Here is an 11398-nt window from a genome sequence, read left to right as displayed (position 1 = left end):
CCCCCATGCCATACTCCTCCCCGTCCCGCCGCGGATACACTGCCAGCCGTGGCAGCGAGGCGGGGCCGGCGCCGGGGTTGGGGAAAAGACGGAAGTCCTCAAGTCAGGGGTTCGTGCGAAAATTCCCCTCCGCAGGCTGATGCTGCTGCGGGCGTGCGATGCACTGAGGGTCTGCTGCATGTCGCCAGAAAGTGTATCGCGGTTTCTGGGCAACGACATGCACATGAGCAGGCCGTAGCGGAATGAGTGCGCGGGCAAAAACCGCCGAACGGGGCGCTGGCGAGAGCCACACACCCACACCACACCGAGGCTCTTGCGAGCGCCCCGTCCGAAACCCGGCCAAAAGCCGGCCCAAAGCGGGCCAAAGGCGGGCCCAAAGCGGGCAAGGACAAAGACCACAGTCAAACCGCGGGCCGGCCGGTCGCGCGACGGCGTCGCTATGCGCCATGCCGGTCGCCGCCCACCTAGTCCCCAAGCCACCGCATCCAACAGCCCGGAGAAAGACCATGCCTGCCCGCGACCCGCAAGAACGCCTGATCATCCTTCGCCAGCGCACCGTTGAAATGTTCGGCCTGCCCGGCGATGCCTGCCGCCATGCGGTCTGCCGCCGCAGCGCCCGCTGCCGGTCCGTCACGCCAGCCGGGCCGGACTGCCTGGCGCAGCTTGGAGCCGACGAAAAGGCCTTCTTCAAGCGGATCCTGACTGTCGCCGCGGGTTTTGACGGCGCACCATCCGCCCTGACCACCTGCTATGTGCAATATGCCGACGATCCGTTCCTGATGCTCGTCGCCGACATCGTCCGCCGCGCCCAGCCACGCGGTCACTGGCTGCACCAGGCGCTGCCCTTCTGGTACGCATACACCACAGGAAAGCGCGGCCGCCCGGCGCTTTCGCTCACGGCCGCCATCGCAGCGCCACGGCGGTCCTATTGATGCCGGTCGGCCGCCGGTCGCCCATTCGCCGGCTATTCCGCCGCCTTGACCTCCGGCAGTGCCTCCAGCTCGTAGGCATAGCCCTCGAGCAGCGTATACGCCTGTTCGATCGCCTCGATCTGGATCTCGGCATTGCGGATGGCGTCGGCGATCGATTGCGAGCGGGTGCGCAGCATCGACCCCAAGATATCGGCGGCCGGACGCCGGCCGAGCCGGTCGATGTGCTGGCGCACGCGCGCCCGGTGGCGCTCGAGTTCGAGAATGTGGAAGCGGCTCTTGACGATGTCGTCGGAGAGTTTGCGGCGCATGGCGGCGACCGGATCGAAGCTGCCGGGCTCGCGCTCGTCGAGGATGAAGTCCGAGACCAGCGTTTCCAGCATCAGAATGCCCTTGAGATCGATGGGATCGGCCAGCTGCGGGTCATAGCCAGTGCTGTCATAGACCTTGCGCCGCACCGGGTCCTTCAACAGCTCGTAGCAGGCCTGCAGCCGCGAAAACTGCGCGACGTCGCCGCCGGTATCGGGATGGCTGCTCTTGGCCGCCTTGCGATAGGCCGCCTTGATGGCCTCGGCATCGGCCTGCCGCTCCACGCCGAGCATCACATAGGGATCGATCACATCGCCACCTGTCTCTTGTCCTGCGTCATCAAACCTGTCGTCTCCGTGCGAAAAACCCTGGCCGGCCCCTCGCAACCATCCAAGGGGCCTACCCGCTTGGCCGCGCCGCATCAACCCCGAAGCGGCACGCGTCCCCCCATGTTCCGACGCATCCGGGACGAAATTGTGGAGACTTGGCGGCAGCCCTTCGTTTTCCCCTGCCGCGACCATGGCGAGGATCGCGGCGAAGGTCAGGCGCGGAGGCTGGAAAGGGGGGCGGAAAAGGGCGGTTTGACTGTCTCGAAACGGGAAAGAGAAGACACTTGCAATTTCGATAATTTGCTGCAAATATTTCCGGGTTCGGGCGTTTTCAATCCCGGAGACTGGACTGGCTGTATGGTCCTGGAGGTAATCCGGGCGTGTCGATAAAAACGGCACTGTAGACGTTCTTTCCCCGTTATCGTGACTTCTCGACTGGCTTTCCGTGCGACAAGACAAACGGAAAGAAAAACGTCTCCACCCTGGCAGGGGTGAAGACAACTCTACTAAGGGAACAAAGGACTTCTCCCATGGCCACCAAGGGCATCGTAAAATTCTTCAACCAGGACAAGGGTTTTGGTTTCATCACGCCGGACGGCGGCGCCAAGGACGTGTTCGTGCACATCTCCGCGCTGCAGGCCGCTGGTCTCCAGACCCTGAAGGACGGCCAGCAGGTCACCTTCGACACCGAGCCGGACCGGATGGGCAAGGGCCCGAAGGCCGTCAACATCCAGGCTTCCTGATCCGAACGCCTTGATGCTTCCAGTTTCGAACGGCACCTCGCAAGGGTGCCGTTTTTTCGTTCTGCGGTGCAGGTGGAAGTAGGCAGTAGGCAGTAGGCAGTAGGCAGTAGGCAGTAGGCATAACAAATCCACCCCGGCCTGCTTGTCTACTGCCTAATTCCCACTGCCTAATTCCTGCTTCCTCCCCTACTCCGCCGCCTGCCTTGCGTCGGCCGCCGCAGCAAAGACCGCCTCGAAGGCGGCGGCGATCACGTCCGGGCCGGCACCCGGTTTCGTCGCATCGGCCGAAAGGATCTGGCGGAAGCGCCGCGCCCCCGGCCAGCCCTGGAACAGGCCGACCATGTGGCGCGTCACATGGATAAGGCGCCCGCCGGCGGCGATATGCCCGGCCGCATGCCCCATCATCGCGTCGCGCACCCCGGCCCAGAAATCCAGCGACCGGCGATGCCCGCCGGCGGTGAAATCGGACGGATCATGGCCGGTCGCTGCCGCCCCCGTCAGCGGATGCGGAAAAAATCCATCCACGGCCGTCAGCATGGCGCTATCATGATAGGCGGCGCGGCCCAGCATGACGCCGTCCAGTGCCGGGTCCTGATTGAGTTCGTCAACGGCCTGATTCAAAGTTGCAAGGCCGCCGTTGATGCCGATGAAAACATGGGGGTATTCGCTTTTGAGACGATGCACCAGACCGTAGTCCAGGGGCGGGATATCGCGGTTTTCCTTCGGTGACAGCCCCTGCAGCCAGGCCTTGCGGGCATGCACCCAGACGGCGTCCGCGCCGGCCGCCGTGATGCGCGCGACAAGGTCGCGCAAAGCCAGTTCCGGGGCCTGGTCATCGACGCCGAGCCGGCACTTGACGGTGACGGGGATGTTGACCGCCGCCTTCATCGCGGCGACGCAGTCCGCCACAAGCTGCGGGTCGCGCATCAGGCAGGCGCCGAACGTGCCGGACTGCACCCGGTCCGACGGGCAGCCGACATTCATGTTGATCTCGGAATAGCCGAAATCGGCGCCGATCCGGGCGGCCTCCGCCATCTTGCGCGGATCGCTGCCTCCCAGCTGCAGCGCCACCGGCTGTTCGACGGGCGCAAAGCCCAGCAAGCGCGCGCGATCCCCCCGCAGGATCGCCTCGGCAACGATCATCTCGGTATAGAGCAGCGCGTGGGCGGAAAGCTGCCGGGCAAGGAACCGGTAGTGCCGATCCGTCCAGTCGATCATCGGCGCAACCGCAAAGACGGGTGTCCTGAAGGAACGGGGTATCATCGGAGCGGAATTTATCTCTGTCATCAACGCATCAAACTCTGGTCAGGGAAAGGATCTACTGTGCTTTATACCGCATTTGCGAAAAAATCATCTGGCAATAGCCTGGATTGCTGCACCGCATCGTATCATATCGACACAAAACGAGGCAATTGCACAGATTTTACTGTTGCGATTCATTTATCTCTGGCATGTTAATAGGGAGGTGCCTCACAAAAACCAAGTTCGGAGTGTCAACTGCACAGATAGAAGAACACGTTGAAAGAGGGAGTGAAAAAATGGCAGAGAAAAATCTGTACCGCATTGTCGAAGTCAGCGTGAACCGTGGTAGCGATCGTCGGGATGTCGGCATCATGACGGTACGTCAGGCGCTGGAACTGCCGGATGTGCCGAGCCTGGAATATACCCATCCGGATATCGATACCCGCGCCGACGGCCACTTCATCAATCGCTCCCAGCTCCAGGCCTATGCCTGCAGCTGACACGCACGTGAAGGCCACGTCGTTTGGTTTCCCCGGCCTTGAAAGGGTGCTAGCCTGAACGCTTCTGAAGCGGAAGACGAGCGACGCACATTTATGAACACTGTCATTCCCCAGTTCCATCCCGTCCTGCTGCCGGTCGTCGGCTTGGAGGGTCTTTTCCCCGTGCACCGCGTCTATTGCGTCGGCCGCAACTATGCTGCCCATGCCATAGAGATGGGCCACGATCCCGATCGCGAGCCGCCGTTTTTCTTCCAGAAGAATCCGGACAATCTTTACGTTCCCGATCGCGGTTTCCCCTATCCGCCCCTGTCCGGCGATGTGCATCACGAGGTTGAACTGGTGATCGCGCTGAAAGCCGGCGGTAGCGACATTGCGGCCGGCAATGCGCTGGAATGCGTCTATGGTTATGCTGTCGGCATCGATTTCACGCGACGCGACCTGCAGGCCGAAGCCAAGGCCTCCGGCAGGCCCTGGGCCGCCGCCAAGGCTTTCGAAATGTCCGCTCCGTGTTCGCCGATCCTCCCGGCCGAAACTATCGGCCACCCCGTCGAGGGCAATATCTGGCTGACGGTCAATGGCCAGCGAAAGCAGCAGGGCGATCTCAATCAGATGATCTGGAAAGTGCCTGAAATCATCGCGGAACTGTCGCGACTGTTTACGCTTGCGCCCGGCGATATGATCATGAGCGGAACGCCGTCCGGCGTCGGTCCTGTTCTGCGCGGCGATACCGTCACCTGCGGCATCGACGGCGTCGCAACGCTCTCCGTCTCCGTTCTCTGAAGCGAGGCTCATCCATGCCGCTTTACGCCCTTGGTGCCGATGTACCGCAAATGCCGGAAGACGGCCGCTACTGGATCGCCCCGGACGCGCATGTCATTGGCCGGGTGACGCTGGGTGACGAGGTTGGTGTCTGGTTCGGTGCCGTGTTGCGCGCCGACAACGAACCCATCCGCATCGGCGCCGGCAGCAACATCCAGGAAGGCGCCGTCATCCATGTCGATCCGGGCTATCCCGTCTCCATCGGCCAGGGTTGCACCATCGGTCACCGGGCCATCGTGCACGGCTGCACGATCGGCGACAACACGCTGATTGGGATGGGAGCGACGATCCTGAACGGTGCCGTGATCGGCAAGAACTGCCTGGTTGGCGCCAATGCGCTGGTGACCGAAGGCAAGGTGTTTCCGGACAATTCCCTGATTGTTGGCGCGCCGGCCCGTGCCATCCGCCTGCTTGACGACAAGGCCGTCGCAGGATTGAAAGCCTCGGCCAACCATTATGTCGCGAACTGGCGGCAGTTTTCGTCCGGCCTGTCGCGGATCGACTGATCGCGCAGGCGCGGCCACCGGTCCGATGTGCGGGGTGGAACGGTGAAACGGGTCTATCGGCGGCCGGAATCGTCATACGCAGTTCTGGCAGTGTCCGCGAATTTCAATCGTCGTCTTCTCGGTCTTGAAATGCTGTTTCTTGACCAGCAGCGCCAGCCGCTCCTCCATGCCGGTATCATGGAATTCCGTGACCTGCCCGCACCCTTCGCAGATCGCGAACATGGTCACGCCATGGTGGTGGTGGGTGTGGTCATGGTCCTCGCGGCAAGCGCAGGCAACGAAGGCGTTGAGGCTTTCGAGACGATGCACCAGCCCGAATTCCTGCAACTTCTCCAGCGCCCGGTAAACCTGCAGCGGCGCGCGGAAGCCGTGGTCGCGCAGTTTGTCGAGAATGGTGTAGGCGCTGAGCGGCGCTTCGGCATGGGCCAGCGCATCGAGCACCAGCGACTGGTTCTTGGTGAGAATAGGCGTAACCATCAGCGGTGTCCTCCCTGCGACGATTGCTCGACCGCGACCCGCGACCGACGGCCAAAGGGCAAGAGGCTCAAGACGAACAGTCCGAGCGCCGCAACAACGATAGACGGTCCGGATGGCGTATCCCAGTGCAGCGAGCCGAAAAGCCCGCCCGTAACGGCGAGCGCGCCGATCAGCGATGCCAGAACGGCCATGATCTCCGGCGAGGTTGCAAACCGACGCGCGGTTGCCGCCGGGATGATCAGGAGCGATGTGATCAGAAGAATGCCGACGATCTTCATGGCAATTGCGATGACCAGCGCCATCAGCAGCATGAAATAGAGCTTGGCCCGCTCCGGCTGCAAGCCCTCGGCCTCGGCCAGTTCCGGATTGACGGTGGAGGCGAGCAAGGGCCGCCAGAGATAAACGATGGCAAACAGCACGAGAATGCCGCCACCCCAGACCAGATCGATGTCCGCTTCCGACACCGCCAGAATATCGCCGAACAGGAAACCGACCAGATCGATGCGCACCCAGGTCATGAAGGCGACCATGACGAGGCCGATCGACAGGGCCGAATGGGACAGGATACCGAGCAGCGCATCGGTCGACAGCGCGCCGCGCCGCTGCAACAACAGCAGCAGCAGCGAAACGGCCGCTGCGACGATGAAAACGCTGAGCATCAGATTGAGTTCGAACAGCAGCGAGAGGGCCACGCCCAGCAAAGCGGAATGGGCCATGGTATCGCCAAAATAGGCCATGCGCCGCCAGATGACGAAACAGCCAAGCGGACCAACGGTGATCGCAAGGCCGATTCCGGCAATGAGGGCACGGGTGAAGAAATCGTCAAACACGGCTCTTCTCCTTGCCATCCGAACTCTTCGCATCAAAGCCCTGCAGGCGCGCATGATGTCCGCAGTCGCAATCCGCCCCGTGCGAATGACCGTGATCCTCGTCATCGACATGGTCGTGGGCGCCGTGATGCTGGCCCGAATGGTGCCGGTCTGAATGGTGATGGCCGTCGCCGGGGTGGCAATGTTCGGTGACACTGCCATCCTCGTGCTGCACGCGACCATCAGGCAAATGGGTGTGGTCGTGATGATGGCTGTAGATGGCAAGCGACTGGGCTGCGCGACTGCCGAACAATTTGACGTATTCCGGGCTCTGGCTGACCATTTGCGGCGTGCCGCGGCAGCAGACATGGCCGTTCAGACAGATCACCGTATCGGTCTCGGCCATGACCACATGCAGGTCGTGGGAAATCAGAAGGATGCCGCAGCCGGTGCTGTTGCGGATCGACTTGATAAGATCGTAGAGCGCAATCTCGCCACTGAAATCGACGCCCTGCACCGGTTCGTCGAGCACCAGCAGATCCGGCCTGCGGGCCAGGGCCCGGGCCAGAAGCGCGCGCTGGAATTCGCCGCCCGACAGGTGCTGGACTTCGGCACGGGCAAGATGGGAAATGCCCGTTGCGGCCAGCGCCTCCTCGATCTCGCGGCCTTTCAGCGGCCCCGTCAGCGTCATCAACCGCTCCACGGTCAACGGCAGCGTCCAGTCGATCGACAGTTTCTGCGGCACGTAACCAACCTTGAGCCCGGCCGTGCGCGCAACACTGCCCTCGTCCGGCTTCAGAACGCCGATGGCCGCCTTCGCCGTCGTCGACTTGCCGGAGCCATTGGGGCCGATGAGCGTGACAATTTCGCCGCGGCTGACAGAGAATTCGACCCCGCGCACGAGCCAGCGTCCATTGCGTCGCACACCGGCATTGACGAGCGAAACGAGGGGGGGCTGATCGGACGATCGAAATTTAAGCATCAAAAAATTATCCGCTTTCTGGTGTTGCCAGTGGCTATGACACACGTTATAGCATTACGCAATTGATGTAATAACATTACACTCCAGAAACAAGATCGGGAGATTTTCTTATGTTGACGAAAAAAGCGCTGCTTCTCGCCTCTGTGCTTGCCCTGAGTGCCGGCGCAACGCAGGCAAAAGGGCCTGACGTCGTGGTGTCGATCAAGCCGATCCATTCGCTTGTCGCATCGATCATGCAAGGGGTTGGAGAGCCCGCTTTGATCGTCGAGGGTTCGGCCTCGCCGCATACCTATAGCATGAAACCATCCAATGCTGCAGCGCTGCAGGATGCGGCCGTCGTCTTCTGGCTCGGCCACGGCCTGGAAGCCTTCCTCGAAAAGCCGCTGGAATCGCTTGGAACCGGCGCGAGGATCGTCGAACTCGAGGACGCACCGGGACTGGAAAAGCTGAAGTTTCGGGAAGGTGGCGCCTTCGAGGCCCACGACGATGGCGATGAACACGAATCCGGCGGCGCCGACAGCCATGACACGGCGCATGATGCCGCCCATGAACATCACCACGACGAGGGTGAGGTCGACATGCATCTCTGGCTCGATCCGCACAACGCCAAGGCCATGGCTGCCGAGATCGAAAAGACGCTGGCAGAGATCGACCCTGCCAATGCCGCCACCTACAAGACCAATCTTGCCAATCTTGACGCGCGCCTCGATGCGCTCGACAAGACATTGGTCGAGACCGTCGCGCCGATCAAGGACAAGCCCTTTATCGCCTTTCATGATGCCTATCAGTATTTTGAGAAGCGCTACGGCGTGACCGTGGCCGGATCGATCACCGTCAGCCCGGAATCCATGCCCGGCGCCGAGCGTATCTCGCAGATCCACAAGAAGATCGGCGAACTTGGCGCCACCTGCGTGTTTGCCGAGCCTCAGTTCGAGCCGAAGCTGGTCACGGTCGTGCTGGAAGGCACCCCTGCGAAATCCGGCACGCTCGACCCAGAGGGCGCGACAATCGAACCGGGCCCCGACCTCTACTTCAAGCTGATGGAAAATATGGGCGCCTCTCTGAAGGCCTGCCTGTCGTCCAAAGCCTGATCGATCCGAAACGGCCCAAACAGGGAAAGACGGATCCGTATCCGCCATTCCACAGGGGCACCACACGCTCTCCCCGGGCGCAGATCTGCTGCATGCCCAATGCCAACCCTCGCCCCTGCCCCGCACAAGCTCTGCCCCGCACAAGTCAAGTCGGGCACGATACCCGACTGGAATCAGCGTCAGCGTCGAGGGAACGGGCAGTATGAACGGAGAGGCATTCACGGCGGCACGTGCGGCTTACGCGCAGGGCGACTACATCGCGGCCCTGACGATCCTGAACGATCTCATCGGTCAAACCCAAGCCCCCGAACCTCTCGTTCTTTTGGGTGAAACACTCGAAAAGCTTGGTCTTCTTGCCGATGCGGCTGAAGCGTTCCAGCAGGCTGCGGGTTGCGCACCGCTCGAATCATCGCGCCATCTGCTACGTGCGGCAGACCTTTATTTCCAGGCCGGCGATGACGAACACGCGCAACTCATCGGCATGGGTCTTCTGAAAACCCTGCCCGACGATCCGGCGCTTGCCTTTGTTCTGGCGCGTTCGTTTCGGCGCACTGGCGAAACCGCATTGGTCAACCGTGTGAAACACACGCTCGTTTCAAGCGACAACCGCGACCATCTGATGCTGGCGGGCGAACTGTTTGTCGAGGAGGAACGCGATCCGGCCGGGCTCACCTTGTTTCGCAAGCTCGCAGCCCTTCAGCCCGACGACCCCTATACCCAGTTCAAATACATGGCCGTCGCCCGGGACTTCTGCGATTACGAGGCCCTGGCTGGCCTCGAATCAAGGCTGTCGAGCGCGCAGGCACGCGGCGATCTGTCCATGATCGAAGGTGAAACCGGCTATTCCAACCTGTTGCACTGCGGCGACGAGCGGCTCAATCGGCTGGCGACCAACAATCTTGATCTCCTGGTCAAACCATCCCCCAGCCAGTCGCGTCAGAGGCGGACCCGGCCGCATGTCTGGGCGGAGAAAATCCGGATCGGCTACCTCTCCAGCGATCTCTGGGACGACCACGCCACCATGCGCCTGTTCCAGAGCGTTCTGGAAGCCCATGACCGGGACCGCTTCGACGTAACGCTCTATTGCTATACGCCGGAACGCTTCATCGGGTTCGATGGTGGAAACCGGCAGAAATGGCAACCGATCGTTTCCGTCCTCAATCTCTCCGACCCGCAGGCCGCATCAGCGATCCGCGCCCGCGGTATCGACATTCTCGTCGATCTCAAGGGGCACACCGGCGGTGCGCGCACAAACATTCTCACCCAGATGGTCGCGCCGGTCCAGGTCGCCTGGCTCGGCTTTCCGGGAAGCACCGTCAACATCGATTTGGATTATGTGATCGGCGATCACATCGTTCTGCCGAACAGTTCCAAACCGCATTACCACGAAAAATTCTGCCGCCTGCCGGAAAGCTACCAGCCGAACGATCCTGTCTACCGGGCCTTTCCCGCAGCCGCCAGCCGCGCGGAACTCGGGCTGCCCGAGGATCGCATCATTTTGGCCGCCTTCAACGCGGCCCGCAAGATATCACGCGTGACGCTTGATCTCTGGGCAGCGATCCTGCGGGATGCCGACAGGACAATCCTCTGGCTAATGCTCGATGGTGACCTGCAGAAGGCGAATTTTCGCAGTGCCATGGCGGCGCGCGGCGTTTCGGCGGACCGGATCCTCTTCGCGCCGAAAACGGCCTATACCGACCATATCGCCCGCCTTCAGGCCGCCGACTTCGGCCTCGATACATTTCCCTACAATGGTCACACGACGACATCCGACAAGCTCTGGGCCGGACTGCCGGTGCTGACCGCGCGGGGAACGAACTTCGCCTCCAGGGTTTCGGAGAGCCTTTTGAATGCCATCGGCCTGTCCGAACTCGTCGCAGAAACACCGGCCGACTTCGTTAAGATGGCGGTAGAGCTTGCGAACGATCCAAGCCGCATTGCTGCACTCAGGAAAACCATCAGCGACAATCGCTTCCGGGCTCCACTGTTTGATGCCGAGCGCTTCTGCCGACATTTGGAAAAGGCCTATGGTTTGATGGCGGAACGGGCCAGGGCGGGCCTGCCGCCCGAGCATTTCGATGTGCCGGCCATGCCGGTACGGACCGTGCCGTTTCGCTAATGAATTTGTCCCGAGGCCGCTGCAGCGTGAGATGGCGAAGGCGGCAGAATCACCCGCCTTCGCCACTTGGGATTAGCGCGACGCCAGGCCGACAATGACGCCGGTCGCCGCAGAGATCAGCAGGAAGTCGTTGTCGACCCTGACCCATTGCTGGCCACGCGGCGGAGCCCGCAGCTTGTAGCTGCGATAGTCATTGATCCGGGCGATCCGGCGGCGCTCTGCCGGCGACAGCTTGTGGCCGCGCGCCCAGCGCTTCTTCACGACGACACGCTTTTCAACGATCTTCTTGTTGCCCTGCCTGTAGACGCGCTTTTCAACAATCCGCTTGTTGCCCTGTTTGTAGACACGCTTCTCGACGTCGCGGTGACTGGCCTGCGCGACCTCATAGCTTCCGGCCGGCAACGGCTGGGCCATGGCCATCGGCGCCGAGAGGAAGGAACTGGCGACCAGCGCAATGAACAGACGTTTCATGGGTATTTCCTTTCGTTTGACACGGCCCGAAAATAGAGCCGCAAAGATGAATGGAAACTGAAACGTCAGATT

At 61.7% G+C, this 11398-nt stretch carries 13 protein-coding genes; 7 read left to right on the top strand and 6 right to left on the bottom strand.

The window, feature by feature from the left end:
- Positions 1–506 precede the first annotated feature (506 nt).
- Positions 507–932, top strand: a complete 426-nt coding sequence (locus AX760_RS23685; RefSeq protein ID WP_071835477.1) for a hypothetical protein — start codon at positions 507–509, stop codon at positions 930–932.
- 32 nt (positions 933–964) lie between these two features.
- Here the strand turns inward: AX760_RS23685 and AX760_RS23680 are convergent, their stop codons facing one another.
- Entirely contained in the window at positions 965–1549 is a 585-nt protein-coding gene (locus tag AX760_RS23680; protein ID WP_071835476.1) for a J domain-containing protein, read from the bottom strand.
- 548 nt (positions 1550–2097) lie between these two features.
- On the opposite strand from AX760_RS23680, the gene AX760_RS23675 reads away from it, so the two are divergent.
- A complete protein-coding gene (locus AX760_RS23675) occupies positions 2098–2310 on the top strand; it encodes a cold-shock protein (protein ID WP_071835475.1) in 213 nt (70 codons plus the stop codon).
- 186 nt (positions 2311–2496) lie between these two features.
- Here AX760_RS23675 and dusA read toward each other — a convergent pair whose 3' ends face one another.
- The gene (dusA, locus tag AX760_RS23670) at positions 2497–3597 is read right to left on the bottom strand and encodes a tRNA dihydrouridine(20/20a) synthase DusA (RefSeq protein ID WP_071835474.1); all 1101 of its coding nucleotides are present in this window, start codon (positions 3595–3597) and stop codon (positions 2497–2499) included.
- Positions 3598–3848: 251 nt separating this feature from the next.
- On the opposite strand from dusA, the gene AX760_RS23665 reads away from it, so the two are divergent.
- From AX760_RS23665 to AX760_RS23655, 3 genes are all read left to right on the top strand, one after another.
- Positions 3849–4052, top strand: a complete 204-nt coding sequence (locus AX760_RS23665) for a hypothetical protein (RefSeq protein ID WP_071835473.1) — start codon at positions 3849–3851, stop codon at positions 4050–4052.
- Positions 4053–4145: 93 nt separating this feature from the next.
- Positions 4146–4832, top strand: coding sequence for a fumarylacetoacetate hydrolase family protein (locus AX760_RS23660; RefSeq protein WP_071835472.1), 687 nt, complete (start codon positions 4146–4148; stop codon positions 4830–4832).
- 14 nt (positions 4833–4846) lie between these two features.
- Positions 4847–5377, top strand: a complete 531-nt coding sequence (locus tag AX760_RS23655; protein WP_071835471.1) for a gamma carbonic anhydrase family protein — start codon at positions 4847–4849, stop codon at positions 5375–5377.
- Positions 5378–5449: 72 nt separating this feature from the next.
- On the opposite strand, the gene AX760_RS23650 is transcribed toward AX760_RS23655, so the two are convergent.
- From AX760_RS23650 to znuC, 3 genes are read right to left on the bottom strand one after another with little or no spacing between them, the layout of a single operon-like run.
- Positions 5450–5854 (bottom strand): Fur family transcriptional regulator, encoded by a 405-nt coding sequence (locus tag AX760_RS23650; protein WP_071835470.1) that lies wholly within the window; start codon positions 5852–5854, stop codon positions 5450–5452.
- Positions 5854–6684, bottom strand: a complete 831-nt coding sequence (gene znuB / locus AX760_RS23645; RefSeq protein ID WP_071835469.1) for a zinc ABC transporter permease subunit ZnuB — start codon at positions 6682–6684, stop codon at positions 5854–5856. The genes AX760_RS23650 and znuB overlap by 1 nt, the downstream gene beginning before the upstream one ends.
- Positions 6677–7645 carry a zinc ABC transporter ATP-binding protein ZnuC gene (gene znuC, locus AX760_RS23640; RefSeq protein ID WP_071835468.1) on the bottom strand — a complete coding sequence of 323 codons (969 nt, stop codon included), beginning with the start codon at positions 7643–7645 and terminating at the stop codon, positions 6677–6679. The genes znuB and znuC overlap by 8 nt, the downstream gene beginning before the upstream one ends.
- Positions 7646–7755: 110 nt before the next feature.
- Here znuC and znuA point away from each other — a divergent pair, with 110 nt between their 5' ends.
- Positions 7756–8736, top strand: a complete 981-nt coding sequence (znuA, locus tag AX760_RS23635; protein WP_071835467.1) for a zinc ABC transporter substrate-binding protein ZnuA — start codon at positions 7756–7758, stop codon at positions 8734–8736.
- Positions 8737–8938: 202 nt separating this feature from the next.
- The gene (locus AX760_RS23630; RefSeq protein WP_071835466.1) at positions 8939–10855 is read left to right on the top strand and encodes an O-linked N-acetylglucosamine transferase, SPINDLY family protein; all 1917 of its coding nucleotides are present in this window, start codon (positions 8939–8941) and stop codon (positions 10853–10855) included.
- A 72-nt stretch (positions 10856–10927) separates the two neighbouring features.
- Here the strand turns inward: AX760_RS23630 and AX760_RS23625 are convergent, their stop codons facing one another.
- Positions 10928–11326, bottom strand: a complete 399-nt coding sequence (locus tag AX760_RS23625) for an RcnB family protein (RefSeq protein ID WP_071835478.1) — start codon at positions 11324–11326, stop codon at positions 10928–10930.
- Positions 11327–11398 lie beyond the last annotated feature (72 nt).

It is taken from the genome of Pararhizobium antarcticum (genome assembly GCF_001885585.1).
GTDB lineage: Bacteria > Pseudomonadota > Alphaproteobacteria > Rhizobiales > Rhizobiaceae > Pararhizobium > Pararhizobium antarcticum.
This window is presented reverse-complemented; position numbering and strand designations above follow the sequence as displayed.